Genomic DNA, 19,417 nt, shown 5'->3' on the forward strand with positions numbered 1-19,417 from the left:
TCTAGGTCTTCGACTGTCAGCGCCGGCGCGCAACCGCTACGCCAAAGAGGAAAGCCACGAACAGGCTGGCCAAGGGAGCTTCGCGCGTGATCGCCGCCACCGTCGAGAGCGGCCGTCCGGGCCTTCGCGCCTCGTCGATCGCGTAGGTGAGGCGATCGACGGCAGCACGCAAACCTCCGGCGACCTCGCCGATGGTGTGGGACACGTCGGTCGCCGCATCAATGGCGCGCTCGGCCATGCCTGGCTGAGGATTAGGCTGCGGTATATCCGTGCTCAAGCGCGACCTCCAGACCTGACGAAGAAACTGAGGCCGGCACCTTTGGCTATCCGCGCGTGCGCTCGTTTTGAACAGCGGGCCCGAAGACCTTTGGCTATCCGCGACAGGCGCCGTTTTGAACGGCGGGTGCCGGCCTTGCAGAGAAAATGCGGTGCGCGGGAGTTTGTTCCGGCTCCCCGTGAAACGACGGATGCGAATCTCTGTTACGCTGGTGCAGCCTTGCTGATCTGAGGAGATTGTCGTGACCGATCGGACCATCACGGATCGAGCCCGGCGCATCGCGTTGCTGGGTGCGCCCATCGATATGGGCGCTTCACAGCGCGGCACCTTGATGGGCCCTGCGGCGCTGCGCACCGCCGGCCTAGCGACATTGCTCGAAAGCCTGGATTTCGAAGTCGTCGACTGCGGCGATCTCTCCGTGGCCGAGGTCAGGGATCTCACCGACAGGCCGCCGGAGAAGGCCAATCACTACCGCGAAATCCAACGCTGGACGCGCCTGCTCAGTCGTCGCGGCTATGAGATTGCGCAAACCGGCGCCCTGCCGATCTTCCTCGGAGGCGATCACACGCTGTCCATGGGTTCGGTCAATGCGATGGCGCGGCATTGGCAGGAGCGCGGACGTGAGCTTTTTGTGCTCTGGCTAGATGCCCATGCCGATTACAACACGCCGGAGACGACGATCACAGCCAATATGCACGGGATGTCGGCGGCGTTCCTGTGCGGCGAGCCGGGCCTCGATGGTCTTCTGGGCGATGATCCGCGCGCTTCGATTGATCCGGACAGGCTCGACCTGTTTGGCGCGCGTTCAATCGACAAGCTCGAAAAGGAGCTGATGCGCGCACGTCGGATCAGGGTTGTCGACATGCGCCAGATCGACGAGTTCGGCGTTGCGGTACTGATTCGGCGCGTCGTCGAGCGTGTTAGGGCGAGCAACGGCGTGCTGCATGTCAGCTTCGATGTCGATTTCCTCGACCCTTGCGTCGCACCTGGTGTCGGCACCACGGTGCCAGGAGGGGCGACCTATCGCGAGGCGCATCTGATCATGGAGTTGCTGCACGATTCCGGCGTGGTGGGGTCGGTCGATATCGTCGAGCTAAATCCGTTCCTGGACGAGCGCGGCCGCACTGCACGCACCGCGGTCGAACTGATCGGCAGCCTGTTCGGCCAGCAGATCACCGATCGGCCGACACCCAGCAATGCAATCGCGCCGGGTGAGTGACATGCGAGCCGTTTGTGCATCGCAAAGAATGGAACTGCCGTCGCGGCCGGCGGATTTAGGTCAGTCCTGATCGAAATCGCCTGCTTTTGAGATGCACGCGAATTGCAAATGTCCTTCGCGAAAGGTTTCATGCGGGCCGAGCTTCATCCGAGGGTCCGCTATGAGCAGCACGATCGATACCCGCGACAAATCCGCACCGACAACACGTCGCCGCTTCCTGAAAGGGGGCGGCGCCGTGGCAGGTGGCGTTGTCCTAGGAGCCGGTGCATCAGCCGCCGCCGAGACCGAAAATCTTCCGCCCAACGTACCGGATTGGATGAAAGCGCCGGGCGATCCGATGGGAAGCCAGCCCTACGGTGCGCCGTCGTCGTTCGAGAAAGGCGTCGTCAAGAACATCTCGAAGAACCTCAAACAGTACATCTCCGCGTCTGGCCGGACGCCGTTGCAGGAGCTCGACGGCATCATCACGCCGAACGGTCTGTTTTACGAGCGTCATCACGGCGGCGTTCCGACCATCGACCCGGCGCAGCACCGGCTGATGCTTCACGGCCTGGTCGAACGGCCCTTGATCTTCACCATGGACGATCTGCGGCGCTTCCCATCGGAGTCGCGTATCCACTTTCTCGAATGTTCTGGTAACCCCGGTTACACCAAGCCCTATGGCAAGACGGCGTCGGACCTCGTCGGTCTGCTGAGTTGTGCCGAATGGACGGGCGTCAGCCTGAAGCTGGTGCTCCAGGAGGCCGGATTGAAGCCTGAAGCCAAATGGGTGATCGCCGAAGGCGCCGATGCGGCAGCACTGACCCGAAGCATCCCTATCGAGAAGTGCCTCGAGGATGCCATGCTCGTCTATAGCCAGAACGGCGAGCGGCTTCGTCCGCAGCAGGGTTATCCGTTGCGGCTGCTCCTGCCGGGGTTCGAAGGCAATATGAACGTGAAGTGGCTGCGGCGCCTGCACGTGACGGCGGAGCCCGCTTACTCGCGCGAGGAGACCTCCAAGTACACCGATCTCCTGCCGGACGGCTCGGCACGAGAGTTCTCTTTCTACATGGAAGCGAAGTCGATCATCACGCGTCCCTCGGGCGGCCAGCGTCTCAACGCCCCCGGCTTCCACGAAATCACCGGCATCGCGTGGAGTGGCCATGGCAAGATCAAGCGGGTCGAGGTATCCGTCGATGATGGTAAGACCTGGCAGGATGCGCAATTGCAGGAGCCGGTGCTGACCCGTGCCCTCACGCGCTTCCGCCTGCCCTGGCAATGGGACGGCAAGCCTGCGGTGATCCAGAGCCGCGCAATCGACGAAACAGAGTATGTGCAGCCGACGCTCGCTGAGCTGCTTGCGGTACGCGGCGAGAATTACTTCTACCACAACAATGCGATCTGGCCCTGGCGCATCGCTGCCGACGGGGAGGTGACCAATGCTCTGGCGTGATGTCTGCGGCGTCGTCCTCGGAATCTTGCTCTGTGCTTCGGCAAGCACTGCGCGGGCGCAAAGTCGTTATGGTATCGGGCGGCCGGCGACGACGGCCGAGATCGCAGGCTGGAATATCGATGTCGGGCGCGATGGCAGCAATCTGCCGAAGGGAAGCGGTTCGGTCAGTCATGGACGCGAGGTGTTCGCTCAGCAATGTGCGTCGTGTCATGGCGACAATGGCGAGGGCGGTCTGGGCGATCGCCTCGTCGGTGGGCAGGGCACGATCGGGACCGCCAAGCCGATCCGCACAGTCGGAAGCTACTGGCCTTATGCGTCAACGTTGTTCGATTACATCCGTCGCGCCATGCCGCAGAATGCGCCACAGTCGCTGAGTGATGAAGACGTCTACGCGGTGTCCGCTTATGTGTTGAACCTGAATGGGCTGGTAGGAGCGGATGCGACGCTCGATGCGAAATCGCTTGCGGCGATCAAAATGCCGAATCGCGACAAGTTCGTCGGTGATGCGCGTCCCGACGTGAAAAAGTGAACGAACCGAAATGATCAAGTTCCGTGCAATGGCTTGGAACTTGCTTAAGTCACAGCGCGGAACTCGTGGGCCGCATTTGAATTAACCTGCGAGAAGAAAATGTGTGGGTCTTTCGATGACAACTGACCGCTTCGCAAACTCCATGTCCTCGGCGCTTCGCCATCCAGGCGTGATCGCGTTGATTGTTGCCGGCGTGACGATTGCTGCGATGTTGATCGTCGATCACGGGCCGTGGAACCGCGCCAAGACCCAGCCGGCTCATGTGGCGATGTATGCGACCACGGGCGAAGCCGCCCACGCGGCAGGCGCCAAGGTGCTTCCGACCGAACCGAAATCGCCGGTTGAGCCCGAGCGGCCGGGGCCAAAGACCTCCCCGACCGTCAATCCGGTAACGCCGTAGCGTCAGCTCTTGCGGCCGTAGCTGAGGAGCCCGCTTGTGGTCTTTGGCGGATGGGCGCGAAGGGCCTCCTCGTTGGGCTCGGTGCCCCAGCCCGGACGGTCCGGAATGATCAGATGGCCGTTCTGAATCTCCGGCTCATGTGTGAACAACTCACGGTCCCAGGCGAGGCGGTCGATGTCGATCTCCATGATGCGCAGGTTCGGCACCGCCGCGCAGAAATGCGCGTTCATCATCGAGCAGAGATGGCCGTAGAAATTATGCGGCGCGACGTTGACCTCGAAGGCTTCCGCGGCCGAGGCGATTTTCATCGACTGCCACACGCCGTTCCAGGGCGTGTCGATGATCGCGACGTCCATCGCCTGTTCGTGGAGATAGGGCAGGAATTCACGCAAGCCGAGCAGCGTCTCGCAGGACGAGATCGGATGCGGGCTCTGCCTGCGGATATAGCCGAGGGCTTGCGGATTGAAGCTGTCGATCTCGATCCAGAACATGTCGAGATCGGCGATCGTGCGCAGGATATTCAGATAGCCTTCGGTCTTGGCGTTGAAGTTGCAGTCGAGCAGGATGTCGACGTCGGGACCCGCACCGTCGCGGATCGCTTCCAAATGCATGCGCAGGTCGCGCAGGATCTTGCGGTCGACATTGATCTCGGGTGCAAAGGGCGAGCCGAAACCGGGGCGCCAGCCGATCGGTTTGCCGTCGTCATAGGAAAAGATGTTGGTTTTGAGCGCGGTGAACTTCTTCTCGCGCACCTCGCGGCCCATTGCCTTGACGCCGTCGAGGTTTTCGATCGGCGGCTTGTACCAGGAGGGATGATTGATCCGCCAGGTCGCACAATGCGACCAGTAGACCCGGACACGGTCGCGGATCTTGCCGCCGAGGAGCTCGTAGCAGGGCACGCCGAGGCACTTAGCCTTGGCGTCAAGCAGCGCGTTTTCAATCGCGCCAAGCGCCTGCGCAACAACGCCGCCGGCGGCGGGGCGTGTGGCGGCGAACAGCTCGACATGGATGCGCTCATGCTGGAAGACGTTCTGGCCAATCACGCGGGCGGAGAGCCGCTGGATCGCGGCACCGACGCCGGGCGAGCCGAAGCCCTCGTCGAACTCGCTCCAGCCGACGACGCCGTCTTCTGTCGTCACCTTGACGAAGTGATAGTTTCTCCAGCCGGCGTCGCAGGCGAGGATCTCGAGATTTGTTGCTTTTGATGATTTTGTCATGTCGCTCCCTGTCGCCCCGCCGGGCGCTGTTTTTCTTGTGGCCGGCCGCAAGCCCGAGCCCAGCCACAATTGTTAGGCTAACGACCGACCGCCGTGAAGCCCGCAAGCAATTGGCCGAGCGTCGATTTTCGGCCGCTTTAGCCGAAATCCCGTAGAATCCGGCGAATTGTGATCTTTCTTGGGATCGTCCCGAAATAGCGCCAAGCCCAGACTTTTTTGGGCCGCGATCGGAACTGATCAAGGAGGCATGCAGTTTTTGGCCATGATTTCGGTTTTGGCGCTCCTCACGATGAGTGGGGCCGCCGTTTCCGATCGGTTTCTGACAGCCGACCAGCACGTCGCGCAAGGGGTTGAGTAGCGCGGCGGGCGAAGGTGCTTTTGTCTTTGGGGAGACAACGATGCTTTCGGTAGACCAGTTCTTGCGGTTCATCAGTGTGCCGGCGGTGCTCGCCGTCTTCGTCATCGCCTCGCAGATCTCGGCGGCGCTGTCGCCGCACTAACCCATCGCTGACGAGCCGAGCAAAGCGAGGACGGCCGTCGCCATCAGCGCCGTGCCAAGCCAGCCCAGCACGACCAGCCACGACCGGGCCCTGAAGTGCCCCATGATTGTGCCGTTCGAGACGATCAGCATCATCATCGCCATGATGGGGACAGCGACGATGCCGTTGAGCACGGCGCTCCACACCAGCATGTGGATCGCGCTGATGCCGGTGAAACCTAGCCCGAAGCCGATCACGGTCGCGGCTGCGATGATGGTGTAGAAGCCGACCGCCTTCTCCGGCTTTGCCTCCAGCGTGGCACGCCAGCCGAAAATTTCCGCAACGCCATAAGCCGCCGAACCCGCCAGCACCGGGATCGCCAGAAGGCCGGTGCCGATGATGCCGAGCGCGAACAGCGCGAAGGTGAAGTCGCCGGCAAGCGGCCGTAGCGCCTCGGCTGCTTCCGTTGCCGAATTGATCCTGGTGACGCCGTTGGCGTTCAGCACCGAGGCGGTGGTCAGGATGATGAAGAAGGCGATGCCGTTCGACAGCAGCATGCCGACGATGGTGTCGGCCCTGATGCGCGCGATTTCGGGATCGCCGCCGTTCGGCAGGTCGCGCAGCGGCTTGTCGCGCTTGCCCTGGTTCATCTCCTCGACCTCTTGCGACGCCTGCCAGAAGAAGAGATAGGGGCTGATGGTGGTGCCGACGACTGCGACCACCATCATGAAATAATCGGCGTTGACGGTCGCCTTCGGCCACACCGTGGCAAGCAGCGCCGTGCTCCACGGGATCTTCACGGTGAAGGCGGTGGCGACATAGGCGAACAGCGACAACGTCAGGAATTTCAGCACCGGCGAATAGCGTCGATAGGGCACGAACACCTGGAGCAGGGTCGAGCCCGCCGCGAAGATCAGCGCGTGCTCGTGGTCGAGCCCGCCGATGACCAGCGAGAGCGCCTCCGCCATCGCCGCGATGTCGGCGGCGATGTTGAAGGTGTTGGCGGCAACGAGCAGCCCCACGAGTCCCATCACGATCCAGCGCGGCGCGAGCTGCAGGATGTTGGCGGCCAGCCCCTTGCCGGTGACCCGGCCGATCTGCGCGCTGACGAGCTGGATGGCGATCATGAACGGCGTGGTCAGGAACACCGTCCAGAGCAGCCCGTAACCGAATTGCGCGCCGGCCTGCGAATAGGTCGCGATACCCGACGGATCGTCGTCGGCCGCGCCGGTGATGAGTCCGGGACCGAGCAGCCGCAGCCACATCGGAGCGGACTTCGCCGGCGCGTCCGGGCGGCCGTGCTTGGTGGGCCGGTGGTGCGATCGGTTCGACAGGGCTGACCTTCCGGAAATGACGAATTCAAGGCTCAAGCGCCATCATAGCCGGAAAGTTCCTCGGCCGGCCAGCGACATGCGGTGCCCACGGTCTTTCTCCGGCGGCGGTCTAGCTTCGCTTCAAGACAAGGCCGTGACCTAGCTTGTCGCTGCGCGCGATTCCCTTGCGGAAAGCACACGGTGAGGCGCGACGGTTACCTGCTGCTCCGCGGCGCCGGCACGCGCGACTTAACATTTATCAGGTGCGACGCTCCGCCGGACTCGGAAGCGATCTTGCGCGCCGCGGCGCTCGGCTGCCCAGCCGGTTTTCCGAATCGCAAATCTCGTGCGCAAACACCGCGCCGACGATCCGTTTCGGAACGGCGGAGGCGCGATGGCGTTCTTCTGTCGTGAGGAGGACGTCGCAAATGGACCATCTGACGAAACGCGAGCAGCCGGACCGCAGCAAGATCAACATGCACGAGGCCTGGGAGGTTAAGTACTGGACCCATGCGCTCGGCGTTTCCAGGGACAAGCTGCAACAGGCCGTCGACAAGGTCGGCAATTCGGCCGCCGCGGTCCGCAAGGAGCTGGCGGTTTAAGCCGGCCCCTTTTCCGTCGGATTATTCCGCTCGCTGTCGCCGGCGGCGGGCTACTTGATGCTGACGAACATGCCCCAGGCGGCGGCGAGCGCCGCGCCGGTGAAGACGACCACCGGGTTCTCACAAAACGTGCTGCCATAGGTACAGACGCCCGCTCCGAACTGGCCGAGCTCGTGGTGGCTCGCGGAGTAGAACAGTCCTGAAAGCCCAAGCAATGCGGCGGCGACGTAGTACATCGGCCCTCTCTCCTGAGAACGACATGTGCCAGTATGGCGCGAACAGATTTCGTTCCGCCGAATCCGATTCGTTGCATTCAATTAAAGTTTGACTCGTCGGCCTCACGGTCACGACTGGATGCAAATGGGCGGTACGGCTTTCGGCTCGCTGCTATGCTTCGCCGGCGCGCTCATCGGGTGGCAGCCGCACGGCTGAGTCCGTCTCGCGCGATGCGGCCTGCGCCGACAACGAAACAATCTTGAAACAATCCTGAAACCAGATCGTCCTGAACGCCTTCGCTGTTCGCCCCGACCAACGGAGCGAAAAGGAGATTATCATGATCCAGATCGGTTCGAAGGAAGAAGTCGCGCTGCTGCTGGCGCTGTTCGGGACGCATACCCAGCCCGTCAGGAAGCCCAAGACGAAATCGCGGCAAGGCTGAGATACGAACCCATGCCGGGTCTGGCCGATTGCCTGAGCTTTCTGCGTTTGCTGATCGCGAGGGGAGATCCGAAAGGCATCCCGCTGGCGATGGGCGCCATCGACGACTATCTGGCGATGGCGCCGGTCAGCGCACGCAGGCGTGGCTTGCGCGTGCTCCAGCAGGACGCGCTTGAGCTCCATGTCACGTCGGTTGGCGTGCAACGCTCGTTTGCGGAGACGGTGGACGCCTATATCGAGCGGAGGCTGGCGGAGGAGTGAGGCGCTCAGGCGCTTGTTCTGGTTCCTTAAAAGCTGGCATCGCTTTTGCTGCATGACGTCTTCATCCAAGCCCGGCCCATCGGGCCGTTTCAGATTGAGGCGATCACATGCAGTCACCGTCCCGTTTCGAAGCGACCGCGTCCTTGCAGCTCCATGCCCTGATCTCCGATCTGCAGTGGCGGATCCAGATGCTGGAGAGCGACATTGCCGAGGAGGAGCGCAATGCCCGCAATGCCGATCCCGGCAGTGCCACCTATTCGATGCTGGCCCTCGCGTTGCGCGCGCGCAGGGACAATCTGCTGACCTCGATCGCCTTGCTGCAGGGACGCGAACAGCGCGCGGCGGAGTTGTCGCGAGCTGCGTAACGGCTGGTAGCTCGGTTAGGAACTTCCGGCTCCGAAGCTGATTTGGTGAGGTGGTCGGTCTGGCCGCCGATGGACCGGCCTGGAATGGCGGCTCCGGCGCCCAAGCCCCCGTCCCGCGCCGGGGCCGTTCTCTCGCTTTGACACGTCGGGCAAAACACCGGCACAATGGCATCATCGAAACAGTTCGGTCCGCGCGAAAGACATCCGTCGCGGGCTTTTTTACGCAAGCCATCTTTGCGCAAGCCTTCGCCCTTCGCCTCGCTGCAGGCTGATTTCGCCGGCGGACGCGCGGCGCGGCTCAATCGTCTCGCGAGAGATTGCGGGGCTTGGCGGGAATGCCGATGGTGCCGCCGTCGCCGTGCACGAGGTCGCGGTCCTTGTTGTCGGTCTTGTCGGCGTCCTCGATGACCGCCTGCTGCGTGTCGCGCTCGCTGTCCTTGCGTGGCTCAGGTCCGGGCAGAGTTCGTGAAGTCTTGGGTGTCATGGTCGGGTGTCCTGTCGGGTGTCCTGGCGGATATGCTGATCCCAACGTTTGCCTTGCTCAATCGTTCGTTTGACACGTCGGGCAAAACACTGGCAGAATGGCATGATCGGAAAATCGAAAATCAGGTCGCGCCCGCGCGGAGGCAATCCGCCGCGGGTTTTCATTCGTGGAGGAGATACGCGCCGCGACTAAGGCCGCGAAGCTAGTCTCCGGCAAGTGGCGTCGCCATCTGTCAAGTCAACTTCCGATGCGCACGACACGACGCGGGTGCGTTGTCCCGCGTACCGTTGCGCTTCTCGACAAATGGGACGGTATCGTTTCGGATACAACGGACAATCGTTTCTCCGCTAATAATTTCATCATGGCGGGCTATCGGCTCTACGAACCCGAGGTGCCCTGGGCCTGGTCGCACACGCTCTATTGGCGAAGGTCGCTTCGCTGAGTGGAGCTTCCCGTGGTGCGGAAGGTGACTTTCGCAACGTCAAATCGTGTGCCGACGCAAGCTCGGACTTGTTCACCTGAACTGCTTGAGGACCCGGCAGCTTGACCGCTGCCGGGTCCTTTTTGCGTATTGAAGCGTTGCTGCTGAAGCACTTGCGAAGTCGGCCCTATCGGGCTTTAAGTTCGCTTGCAGGAAATTCGGCGAGCACAAGCCGATGTAAGGGAGCCTAAGGGATGTCCACCAAGCCTCAATTGCCGGAACGTCCGTCGCGGGCGGCGGGAGGACCAACTGCACTTGATGGTCTGCTAGTCGTCGATTTCACGCGCGTGGTCGCGGGTCCCGCCTGCACCCAAACGCTCGCCGACTTCGGTGCGCGCGTCATCAAGATCGAGAATCCCGATGGTGGTGACGACACGCGCGCGTATGAACATGCCGAAATCGGCGGCGAAAGCGCGGCCTATCTCAGCCTGAACCGCAACAAAAGCGGCATCGCACTCGATCTCGGCGTGCCGGAGGCGCGCGAAATCGCGTTGGATCTGATCCGCAAGGCGGACGTGGTCGTGGAGAATTTTTCCAGCGGGGTGATGAAGAAGTTCGGGCTGGACTATGAGGCCGTGGCGCCACTCAATCCGCGGCTGGTCTATTGCTCGATCTCGGCTTACGGGCGCACCGGGCCGTTCGCCTCGCGCCCCGGCTTCGATCCCATTACACAAGCCGAGAGCGGATTCATGTCGCTCAACGGGTTTGCCGACGGTCCAGCGGTTCGGACCGGCCCGCCGATTGTCGACATGGCGACGGGGATGTCGGCCTGCAATGCCATCCTGCTGGCGCTACTGGCGCGGGATCGGCTTGGCCGTGGACAGCATGTCGAGGTCGCGCTGTTCGACGTCGCCATGGGAATGACCGGATTTTACGGCATGGCCTATCTGATCAACGGCGAGAACCCGGGACGATTTGGCAATTCGCCGAGTGGCTCTCCCACCGTCGGCGTCTATGAGGCATCCGACGGTCCGCTCTACATGGCCTGCGCCAATGACCGGCTGTATCGACGGCTGGTGGTCGAGGTGCTGAACCGCCCGGACCTCGTCAACGAGCCGCAGTTCGCCACGCGGAAGGCGCGGTCCGAGAACAAGGAGCTCCTGCGTACGGCCATCGCGGAAGTGTTCGCAAGCGACACGCTCGAGAACTGGATGGCAAAGATGAAGCTGGCCAATATTCCGGTCGGCTATCTCCGGACAGTCGAGGAGGGATTCAATGCGCCCGAAGCACGCGAACGCGCGCGCTTGAGCCGAATCCCGCATCGTACGGCGCAGTGGGTGCCGAACATCGAACCGCCGATCAATATGAGCCTGACGGCCGCAATTGATCCCGTGGCCGCGCCGCTGCTGGGCGAGCACACTGAGGGCGTCATGCGCGAGACGCTCGGCTACGACACAGACCGGATTGCGGTTTTGGTCGAAAAAGGGGTATTTGGGCGGCGCAAGGCTGCGACGTCAGGCTGAGCGCCGCACCAGCTTGATTTGGCAGGGTTCCCGCCGCATAAATGCTTGAGAGCGAGGGATACGAATGGCGCCTGGTCAAGAGCCGAGTATGGGTCAGTCGGTTGCGACCGACTCCGGCGAGCGAGCCTATGCGACGATGATTGCAAGGGCCCGGTCGCTCGTGCCGCAACTGCGGGAACGCGCGGCTCGCACTGAGGAGTTGCGGCACCTCCCACCGGAAACCGAGCGCGACCTGCACGACGCGGGCCTGTTCCGGATGCTCCAGCCGAAGCGCATCGGCGGCGCCGAGCTCGACTATGTCGCCCTGATCGATTGCGCAGAGCTGCTCGGACGCGCGGACGCATCGGTGGCGTGGAATCTTGCCAATCTGGCGAGCCACCATTGGATGCTCGGCATGTTCGAGCAGCGTGCGCAGGATCTGGTCTGGAGCAGAGATCCGGACGTGCTGATCGCATCATCCTTCATCTTCCCCGCCGGCCGTGCCAGCAAGATCGAGGGCGGATACCGGCTGCACGGAAGCTGGCCGTTCTCGTCGGGCGTCGGCTCCTGCGCATGGAACATGCTCGCAAGCGTCGTCTCGTCTGACGACGAGGCCGATGGCATTGAATACCGCATCTTTCTGTTACCCAAGGCCGACTACAAGATCCTCGATACCTGGAACGTCGCCGGACTGCGCGGCACCGGGTCGTCGGATGTCGAAGTCAGGGATGCATTTGTGCCCGAGTATATGACAGTCGCTGTCGGTGATCTTGCGGGAGGCGCAACGCCCGGAAGCAAGGTGAACCCCAATCCGCTGTACGCGCTCCCCGTGTTCTCGCTGTTTCCCTATGTTCTCTCTGGCGTCGCGCTTGGAAATGCGCAGGCCTGCCTGGACGACTATGCGGAGGTCGCGCGTCACCGCGTATCGACGTACAACCGCGCCAAGCTCAGCGACTTCCAGAGCACGCAAATCAAGATCGCCGAGACCTCAGCCAAGATCGATGCCGCGCGCCTGATCATGCGCTCGGCCTGCATCGAGGCGATGGGAGACGCACGACGCAACCACACGCCCGACATGATGGCCAAGACCAGATATCGACGTGACGGGGCGTTCTCGGTCAATCTATGCACGGACGCCGTCTCAATGCTGTTTGCAGCGAGCGGGGCGCGCGGCCTGTTCACGACAGGGGTGTTGCAGCGGCAATTCCGCGATGCGCACGCGATCAATTCACATCTCGCATTCAATTTCGATGCGGCCGGAACTAATTATGGACGTGTGGCACTCGGCCTGCCGTCCGAGAATCTCACCTTGTGAGGCCGGCTGATGAATGATTTGCCAAAGCAGCCGGCCGCGCCTGATCCAGCCAACGAGTTCGCGAGCGACAGCTCTCAGATTGATCCGCGTGATTTTCGCAACGCGCTCGGCAGTTACGGAACAGGCGTCACGATCATCACGGCCACGGCGGCTGATGGAAAGCCGTATGGCATCACCTGCAACTCATTTGCGTCGGTTTCCTTGAATCCTCCCCTGGTCCTCTGGAGCCTCGGAGTTTATTCGTCGAGCCTGATCGTGTTTCAGAACGCCAGCCATTTCACCGTCCACGTGCTGGGCACCTCGCAGCAGGCGCTTGCAGACAAATTCGCAAAATCGTCCGACGACAAGTTCGCGGGAGTGGACTGGACGCCAGGCCTCGGCAACGCACCGGTGCTTGCCGAGAGCGTAGCGAATTTTCAATGCCGATCCGTCAATCGCTATTATGGCGGCGATCACGTGATCTTTCTCGGTGCGGTAGAGGCTTATGCCTACAACGCAACAGAGCCGCTGCTGTTTGCGCGGGGGGCGTATGGCCGGTTTCTGGCCGACGACGAGCGCCAGAAGTCGCCGTAGGTCGATTCACCGATCTGTGGCCGAGAGCTTGTAGATTTCCAAAGCGTCTGCGTCTGCGCCGCGTGCAGCCTTGGCCAATCTGAAGATCTGTCCCGCGAGGGTCGCCATCGGTACCGGTGTCGACGTCGCCTGGGCGACATCGGCGACGGTGTCGAGATCCTTCAGCATCGTCGCGATGTGGCCGAGCGGCGGCGAGTGGATTCCATGGACCATGCGCGGCACGAAGAGCTGAAGCGGGATCGAATCCGCAAAGCCGCCGGCGAGCGCCTCGGGCAGCCGGCTTGCGTCAATTCCAGCATTCGAGGCAAGGCGCGTTGCTTCCGCGAGCACGGCCATTGCGCACCCGACGATCACCTGGTTGCAGAGTTTTGTGGTCTGTCCCGCGCCGGCCGGACCCATGTGGGTGAATCTGCGCGCCATGGCCAGCACGTAGGGCCGCACTCTCTCGATATCGTCAGCTGCTCCGCCGGCCATGATCGCAAGCGTGCCTTCTTCGGCCCCCTTGGTGCCACCGGACACCGGTGCATCGATCCAGCTTGCGCCGTTCGCAGTTTTCAATCGCGCCGCAAGCTCGCGCGCGGCGTCGGGGTGGATCGACGAGAAATCGACCACGAGCTTGCCTGCGGCGGGAGCGGCTGCAAGGCCCTCTGGTCCGAAGATCACTTCTTCGACGGCGGTGGCATCCGTCACGCACATGAAGACGACGTCGGAGTTCTCCAACAGGTCACGAGGCGTGCCCGCGCGCTTGGCGCCGGCTTCGACGAGCGGAGCTACCTTGCCCTCCGAACGGTTCCAGACGCTGACGGGATACCCGGCCTTGAGCAGGCGCCGGGTCATCGGCGTTCCCATCAGTCCTAGGCCGAGATAGCCGAGCCTCTCGGCGCCTTGCGGGTTTGCCTTGCTCGCATCAGCCATAGGTTGCCTCCTCCTGTCGCGGCGCAAAGCCGCGCGACCGCTGCGCACCATACATGAGGGATCCCACAGCGAAACCGGCCGGCATGCATGGCTTGCCTGATTGTTTGAACCATGAAACATTTGGGCTGGTCGGGTTGGGTGGCGTCGGTCGGCGCCGGAGCAACGGAGTGGGCACGATGCGGGCAGTTTCGAGGTGGATGCTGGCAGCAGGGGCTGTGGCGGCCATGATCGCGGGCGCAAGCCCTTCACGGGCGCAGCAGATGATCCGCGTGGGCTGGACCATCCCGGCCGAGGAATCCAAATACTGGATGATGCGCAGGCCGGCCGAATTTCCCGCTATCGGCAAGACCTATAATATCGAGTGGACCCAGTTTCAGGGTACCGCACCGATGACGCAGGCCTTAGCGGCCGGCGCACTGGATTGCGCGACGCAGGCGCCGCTGTCGCTTGCCAACGGCGTGGTCGGCGGCAATCTCAAGGCCTACATCGTGGCGCAGCACGTCTTCGAGAAGCCCGGTGGCTTCTCAGTCTACTGGGCGGTCATGGATGACTCGCCAATCAAAACGATCGCAGATCTCAAGGGCAAGACGGTCGGCATTTCCGTCATCGGCGGCGGCACGCAAGGCCCGTTCAACCTGCTCCTGAAGCAGAACGGCATCGATCCGACCAAGGACATCAAGCTGGTTGAGGTTGGTTTTGCCGTCTCCGAGGACGCGCTGCGTCAGGGCCGGGTCGATGCGGTCAATATGAACCAGCCCTTTGCGGCGCGAGCTGAGGCCAAGGGCGGCACCCGCAAACTTTTCTCGCTGTCGCAGGCCATGCCGAACATCGTGCACATTCTGGAAGCCTGCCGTGCCGATTTCGTCGACAAGAACCCGGAGCTGGTCAAAGCCTATGTCCGCGACATCACGTCGGGCATGAAGAAGGCGCTGGCGAACCGCGAAGAGACGTTGAAGGTCGTCAATGAGGTCTTGAAAGCGCCCATCCCGGTGCTCGAGACCTATCTCCTCAAGGACAATGATTTCGGTCGCGATCCCGGTGCGGCGCCGAATTTCCCGGCGATCCAGAAGATGCTCGACATCTATGCGGAGACGGGAATGTTGCCGAAGCTGGATGTTGCGCAGTTCAAGCACCCGACGATCGTCGCGCCACTGCAATAGGCGATCGGGCTGTTCCTGGACCAATGAGGTCGCAATGTCCCGCCGCGTGCGGGACATTGCATGAAGATGATGCTGGCATGAAGAAGTTGCGATCACGGATAACGACCGACGGCCTCGACCGAGCGCCGCACCGCGCCTTCATGCGCGCCATGGGCCTGGACGACGCGGCCATCGCCAAGCCGATGGTGGGCATCGTCAGCATGAAGGGCGAGCAGACGCCCTGCAACATGACCCACGATTTCCAGGTGGCTGCGGCCAAGATCGGGATCGAGGAGGCCGGCGGGACGCCGCGCGAATTCTCGACCATCTCGGTTTCCGACGGCATCAGCATGAATCACGAGGGGATGAAGTTCTCCCTGTTTTCGCGTGAACTGATCGCCGACTCCATCGAGGCCGTCGTCCATGGCCTCGCCTACGATGCGCTGATCGGATACGGCGGATGCGACAAGACGCTTCCGGGCGTGATGATGGGCATGGTTCGTTGCAACGTACCTTCCATCTTCATTTATGGCGGCAGCTCGCTGCCGGGACACGTGGATGGGCGAACGCTGACCGTTCTCGACTCCTATGAGGCCGTCGGCAGCTTCATGACCGGAGAGATCGACGCTGCGACGCTTGAGCGGATCGAGCGCGCCTGCCTGCCGACCATCGGCGCCTGCGCCGGCCAGTTCACCGCGAACACCATGGGGATGGTGTCGGAGGCCATGGGCCTGACCATTCCAAACGTGTCGATGGTGCCCGGTGTCTATGCCGAGCGCGCGCAGATCTCCCGCCGCGCTGGGCGGCTGATCATGGAGATGCTCGAACGAGGCGGGCCGCTACCACGTGACATCGTGACGCGGAAATCCCTGGAGAATGGCGCGGCGATCGTTGCTGCGACAGGCGGCTCGACCAACGCCGCGCTGCATCTGCCGGCGATCGCGAACGAGGCCGGTATTGCATTCACGATCGATGATGTCGGTGAAGTCTTTGCCAGGACGCCGTTGATCGGAAACTTGCGGCCCGGAGGCAAATACACGGCGAAGGACGTCTACGATATCGGCGGTGCGGCCGTCGTGATCCGCGAGTTGATCCAAGGCGGGCATATCGATGGCAGCTGCCTGACCATCACGGGCCGTACGCTCGCGGAAGAATATGGCGCGGCCCATGCGCCCGATGGCGATGTCGTTTACGCGGTTCGCGCGCCGATCATGCCCGACGGCGGTGTAGCTGTGCTGAAGGGAAACCTCTGTCCTGATGGCGCCGTCATCAAGGTTGCGGGTTTGAAGAGCCAGTTCTTTGAGGGCGTAGCGCGCGTCTTCGAGGATGAAGAGGCTTGCGTCGCGGCTGTTCGTGACCGCAGCTACAAGGCCGGCGAGGTTTTGGTGATCCGCAATGAAGGGCCGGTGGGTGGTCCCGGCATGCGCGAGATGCTCGGCGTCACCGCGCTGATCTATGGCCAGGGTATGGGCGAGAAGGTGGCCCTCATCACCGATGGTCGGTTCTCCGGCGCCACGCGCGGTATGTGTATCGGATATGTATCGCCCGAAGCGTTCGTTGGTGGGCCGTTGGCGCTCGTTCGCGATGGCGATAAGATCCGGATTGATGCCGCTGACCGCCGCATGGACCTGCTGGTCGCCGAGCAGGAACTCGCTACGCGCCGACGCGATTGGAAGCAACGCCCGCCGCGTCATCGCGCCGGCGCGTTGGCGAAATATGCGCGTCTGGTCGGCCAGGCGCCAGGCGGGGCCGTCACGCATGAGGGGCCGACGGAGTGGCCGTGGTTCGACTGAGCAATCGGACGTGTGCGAAAGTGGTGACCCGTTTGGCAAGTTTCTTGCTAAGCTCGTGCTGCTGATGGAGGACATTCAGCAAGATCGGTTGCGTGATGTCAGCGCGAGAGTGAAGCGAGAAACGGGATGAAGGTAGTGCCTTCGAGATCGAGCGAATGGGTGGGACCGGTGACGTCACAAAAGCGGGCTTCGGCGATCATCGAGATCGACCGCGTCTCGCAGGTCTTCCAGACTTCGGCGCGCAAGGATCATTTGGCGCTATCGAATATCTCGCTGACGATCGAGGAGGGAGCCTTCGTCTCCATCCTTGGGCCGTCCGGTTGCGGCAAGTCGACATTGCTTTACATCGTCGGCGGTTTCGTCAGCCCGACCAGCGGCGCGGCGAAGATCAAGGGACAGGCGATCACCGGGCCGGGCCCCGATCGCGGACCGGTGTTCCAGGAATTCGCGCTGTTTCCATGGAAAACCGTGCTTGGCAACGTGATGTACGGTCCGCGCCAGCAGGGTGTGCGAGCCGCCGAGGCGGAAGCGCAGAGCCGCGCTTTGATCGAAATGGTCGGGCTCAAGGGTTACGAGAGCTTCTATCCCAAGGAGCTGTCGGGCGGCATGAAGCAGCGCGTCGCGCTCGCCCGGACGCTCGCCTACCATCCCGAAGTCCTGCTGATGGACGAGCCGTTCGGCGCACTTGACGCTCACACCCGGACCCGCTTGCAGAACGACCTTCTGAACATCTGGGAGCGTGACCGCAAGACGGTGCTATTCGTCACCCACTCCGTCGATGAAGCCGTCTTCCTCTCGGACAAGGTCGTGATGATGTCGAAGTCTCCCGGCTGCATTCGGGAAGTCATCGATATCGACCTGCCGCGCCCGCGGCGCCGCAACGAGTTGTTGCTCGATCCTCGCTACCAGAAATACATCGTCAACATCGAGCGCATGTTCGATGAAAGCGACGAAGCCGGGGCGCCCTCATGATCTCGCCGGCTGCCGTAACGAAACGCGCTGCGCCGGTGCTGGCCTGCATCGGATTGCTGGCGGTGTGGCAGGTCGCCTCGCTCGGGCTGAAGAACGACAGTTTCCCGACCGCTATCGAAGCGATCCGCGCGATCCCCGATATCCTCGGTGACAAGGAATCGCTGATCAACATCCTGGCCTCGCTCCGCCGCATGGCGATCGGCTTTGGCATCGCGGTACTGGTTTCTATTCCGCTAGGCCTGTTGATGGGCCGTAGCCGCGCGGTCGCGGCCTTCTTCAATCCGCTGCTGATGGTGATCTATCCAGTGCCGAAGGCGGCCTTGATGCCGATCATCATGCTGTGGCTCGGCGTCGGCGATATCACCAAGACGCTGGTGATCTTCCTCGGGGTCAGCCTGCCGGTGATCTATCACAGTTTTGAGGGTGCCAAGGCCGTCGAAGAAAAGATGCTGTGGTCGGGTGCGGCGATGGGACTGTCGCCTTTGCAGCGCCTGGTCCGGATCGTGTTGCCGGCTGCGCTCCCGGAAATTCTGACCGGGTGCCGCACTGGCCTAGTGCTGGCATTGATCACCATGATCACCAGCGAGATGATCGCTCGCCAGTCGGGAGCCGGAAACATCCTCTTCAATGCGCTCGACATGGGGCAATACGACACGGTCTACGCGATGATCATCATCGTCGGCGCGATGGGCATTTGCCTTGATGCAGTCTTTGAGCGGGTCCGCGCAAGGCTCGTGCGCTGGTCCGAGCCTCAGTTCGACATGCCGTTGAGCTTCTCATGATGTCGCGGTTTCTCTCAGCAAACGTCATCTTTGGGCTCGCGCCAATCTTGTTGGTGGTTGCGCTGTGGCAAGGCCTGGTATCATTCGGCTTCGCGCCCGCGGTTTTGCTGCCCCCGCCGGGCGTCATTTTCAGCCGGCTGCTCCAACAGCTTGTAACGTGGACGTTTCAGCAGGATATCGTGGCAACGCTGATCCGGCTGTTTGCTGGTTTTGCGATAGCGGTCGTGCTTGGCGTCAGCATCGGCATTGCGGCGGCTGCTAGTCCGGCGATCAATGCCGTGGTGCGGCCGATCGTGCGGGTGCTGGCGCCATTGCCGAAGGTCGCTCTCTATCCGGCGCTGTTGCTGTTGCTTGGCTTCGGTCACGGATCGAAGATCACGCTGGTGGCGGCGGACGCGCTCTTTCCCATTCTGCTGTCAACCTATTACGGGGCTTCGACGGTGGAGCAAAAGCTGATCTGGTCGGCCATGGCGGCGGGAACGCCGCGCTATGAAATCCTGTTCAAGGTTGTCTTGCCGGCGGCAATGCCCTCGATCCTGACCGGGTGCCGGATCGGCCTTGTCATTTCCTGCATCGTGGTGTTTCTGGCAGAGATGATCACGTCGACGGACGGCCTGGGCCATGCCCTCGTGACAGCGGCCCGCACCTTCCAGGCCGTTGATATGTTCGTGCCGTTGATCACAATCTCGGTTTTGGGTTTGATCCTGAACGGCCTGTTGGGTGCCGTGCGATCGTACCTCTTGCGGGGTTTCCCCGAAGCGTGAATTGAC

At 62.4% G+C, this 19,417-nt stretch carries 21 protein-coding genes and 1 pseudogene; 16 read left to right on the top strand and 6 right to left on the bottom strand.

The genetic code is table 11. The features are described 5' to 3' along the window. Positions 1 to 16: 16 nt before the first annotated feature. The gene (locus YUA_RS0117775) at positions 17 to 238 is read right to left on the bottom strand and encodes a hypothetical protein (protein WP_371259895.1); all 222 of its coding nucleotides are present in this window, start codon (positions 236 to 238) and stop codon (positions 17 to 19) included. Between the two features lie 280 nt (positions 239 to 518). On the opposite strand from YUA_RS0117775, the gene rocF reads away from it, so the two are divergent. The 4 genes from rocF (at position 519) to YUA_RS0117800 (ending at position 3,857) form a co-directional block, all read left to right on the top strand. Then, positions 519 to 1,496 (top strand): arginase, encoded by a 978-nt coding sequence (gene rocF / locus YUA_RS0117780; RefSeq protein WP_027531915.1) that lies wholly within the window; start codon positions 519 to 521, stop codon positions 1,494 to 1,496. A gap of 160 nt (positions 1,497 to 1,656) precedes the next feature. Beyond that, positions 1,657 to 2,928, top strand: a complete 1,272-nt coding sequence (soxC, locus tag YUA_RS0117790) for a sulfite dehydrogenase (RefSeq protein WP_027531916.1) — start codon at positions 1,657 to 1,659, stop codon at positions 2,926 to 2,928. After that, positions 2,915 to 3,457, top strand: a complete 543-nt coding sequence (locus YUA_RS0117795; protein ID WP_027531917.1) for a c-type cytochrome — start codon at positions 2,915 to 2,917, stop codon at positions 3,455 to 3,457. Before soxC ends, YUA_RS0117795 begins: the two co-directional genes overlap by 14 nt. A gap of 115 nt (positions 3,458 to 3,572) precedes the next feature. Further along, positions 3,573 to 3,857 carry a hypothetical protein gene (locus tag YUA_RS0117800; RefSeq protein ID WP_027531918.1) on the top strand — a complete coding sequence of 95 codons (285 nt, stop codon included), beginning with the start codon at positions 3,573 to 3,575 and terminating at the stop codon, positions 3,855 to 3,857. Between the two features lie 2 nt (positions 3,858 to 3,859). Here YUA_RS0117800 and YUA_RS0117805 read toward each other — a convergent pair whose 3' ends face one another. Next, a complete protein-coding gene (locus YUA_RS0117805; RefSeq protein ID WP_027531919.1) occupies positions 3,860 to 5,074 on the bottom strand; it encodes a mandelate racemase/muconate lactonizing enzyme family protein in 1,215 nt (404 codons plus the stop codon). Positions 5,075 to 5,570: 496 nt separating this feature from the next. After that, a complete protein-coding gene (locus YUA_RS0117820) occupies positions 5,571 to 6,818 on the bottom strand; it encodes an NRAMP family divalent metal transporter (RefSeq protein ID WP_027531920.1) in 1,248 nt (415 codons plus the stop codon). A gap of 476 nt (positions 6,819 to 7,294) precedes the next feature. On the opposite strand from YUA_RS0117820, the gene YUA_RS48335 reads away from it, so the two are divergent. Then, positions 7,295 to 7,468: a DUF3606 domain-containing protein gene (locus tag YUA_RS48335; RefSeq protein WP_084292666.1), complete on the top strand. Its 174-nt coding sequence runs from the start codon at positions 7,295 to 7,297 to the stop codon at positions 7,466 to 7,468. A 50-nt stretch (positions 7,469 to 7,518) separates the two neighbouring features. On the opposite strand, the gene YUA_RS0117830 is transcribed toward YUA_RS48335, so the two are convergent. Next, complete coding sequence (locus YUA_RS0117830) at positions 7,519 to 7,704, bottom strand: hypothetical protein (protein ID WP_027531921.1); 186 nt, start codon at positions 7,702 to 7,704, stop codon at positions 7,519 to 7,521. 433 nt (positions 7,705 to 8,137) lie between these two features. Here YUA_RS0117830 and YUA_RS0117845 point away from each other — a divergent pair, with 433 nt between their 5' ends. Beyond that, a complete protein-coding gene (locus tag YUA_RS0117845) occupies positions 8,138 to 8,386 on the top strand; it encodes a hypothetical protein (protein ID WP_027531922.1) in 249 nt (82 codons plus the stop codon). A 107-nt stretch (positions 8,387 to 8,493) separates the two neighbouring features. Next, positions 8,494 to 8,751: a hypothetical protein gene (locus YUA_RS0117850; RefSeq protein ID WP_027531923.1), complete on the top strand. Its 258-nt coding sequence runs from the start codon at positions 8,494 to 8,496 to the stop codon at positions 8,749 to 8,751. A gap of 298 nt (positions 8,752 to 9,049) precedes the next feature. Here YUA_RS0117850 and YUA_RS0117855 read toward each other — a convergent pair whose 3' ends face one another. Further along, positions 9,050 to 9,235: a hypothetical protein gene (locus YUA_RS0117855; RefSeq protein ID WP_027531924.1), complete on the bottom strand. Its 186-nt coding sequence runs from the start codon at positions 9,233 to 9,235 to the stop codon at positions 9,050 to 9,052. A gap of 304 nt (positions 9,236 to 9,539) precedes the next feature. Between YUA_RS0117855 and YUA_RS51720 the strand changes: the two are divergent. The 4 genes and pseudogenes from YUA_RS51720 to YUA_RS0117870 form a co-directional block, all read left to right on the top strand. Continuing rightward, positions 9,540 to 9,677: pseudogene (locus YUA_RS51720) on the top strand (GNAT family N-acetyltransferase); the annotation flags it as partial. 233 nt (positions 9,678 to 9,910) lie between these two features. Then, the gene (locus YUA_RS0117860; protein WP_027531925.1) at positions 9,911 to 11,179 is read left to right on the top strand and encodes a CaiB/BaiF CoA-transferase family protein; all 1,269 of its coding nucleotides are present in this window, start codon (positions 9,911 to 9,913) and stop codon (positions 11,177 to 11,179) included. Positions 11,180 to 11,243: 64 nt separating this feature from the next. Continuing rightward, complete coding sequence (locus tag YUA_RS0117865; protein ID WP_035971224.1) at positions 11,244 to 12,473, top strand: acyl-CoA dehydrogenase family protein; 1,230 nt, start codon at positions 11,244 to 11,246, stop codon at positions 12,471 to 12,473. 9 nt (positions 12,474 to 12,482) lie between these two features. Then, a complete protein-coding gene (locus tag YUA_RS0117870) occupies positions 12,483 to 13,046 on the top strand; it encodes a flavin reductase family protein (protein WP_027531927.1) in 564 nt (187 codons plus the stop codon). A gap of 6 nt (positions 13,047 to 13,052) precedes the next feature. Here the strand turns inward: YUA_RS0117870 and YUA_RS0117875 are convergent, their stop codons facing one another. Continuing rightward, positions 13,053 to 13,961: an NAD(P)-dependent oxidoreductase gene (locus YUA_RS0117875; RefSeq protein WP_027531928.1), complete on the bottom strand. Its 909-nt coding sequence runs from the start codon at positions 13,959 to 13,961 to the stop codon at positions 13,053 to 13,055. A 176-nt stretch (positions 13,962 to 14,137) separates the two neighbouring features. On the opposite strand from YUA_RS0117875, the gene YUA_RS0117880 reads away from it, so the two are divergent. The 5 genes from YUA_RS0117880 to YUA_RS0117900 all read left to right on the top strand — a co-directional run bounded on the left by YUA_RS0117880 (position 14,138) and on the right by YUA_RS0117900 (position 19,411). Then, the gene (locus YUA_RS0117880) at positions 14,138 to 15,121 is read left to right on the top strand and encodes an ABC transporter substrate-binding protein (protein ID WP_027531929.1); all 984 of its coding nucleotides are present in this window, start codon (positions 14,138 to 14,140) and stop codon (positions 15,119 to 15,121) included. Positions 15,122 to 15,198: 77 nt separating this feature from the next. Further along, positions 15,199 to 16,893: a dihydroxy-acid dehydratase gene (gene ilvD, locus YUA_RS0117885; RefSeq protein ID WP_027531930.1), complete on the top strand. Its 1,695-nt coding sequence runs from the start codon at positions 15,199 to 15,201 to the stop codon at positions 16,891 to 16,893. 126 nt (positions 16,894 to 17,019) lie between these two features. Further along, positions 17,020 to 17,865 (top strand): ABC transporter ATP-binding protein, encoded by an 846-nt coding sequence (locus YUA_RS0117890; RefSeq protein WP_027531931.1) that lies wholly within the window; start codon positions 17,020 to 17,022, stop codon positions 17,863 to 17,865. Further along, on the top strand, positions 17,862 to 18,647 hold the full coding sequence (locus YUA_RS0117895) for an ABC transporter permease (RefSeq protein WP_027531932.1): 786 nt from the start codon (positions 17,862 to 17,864) through the stop codon (positions 18,645 to 18,647). The genes YUA_RS0117890 and YUA_RS0117895 overlap by 4 nt, the downstream gene beginning before the upstream one ends. After that, positions 18,644 to 19,411, top strand: a complete 768-nt coding sequence (locus YUA_RS0117900; protein ID WP_027531933.1) for an ABC transporter permease — start codon at positions 18,644 to 18,646, stop codon at positions 19,409 to 19,411. The genes YUA_RS0117895 and YUA_RS0117900 overlap by 4 nt, the downstream gene beginning before the upstream one ends. The last annotated feature ends 6 nt before the right edge of the window (positions 19,412 to 19,417 follow it).

The sequence above is a fragment of the Bradyrhizobium sp. WSM3983 genome, assembly GCF_000473045.1.
Lineage (GTDB): Bacteria > Pseudomonadota > Alphaproteobacteria > Rhizobiales > Xanthobacteraceae > Bradyrhizobium.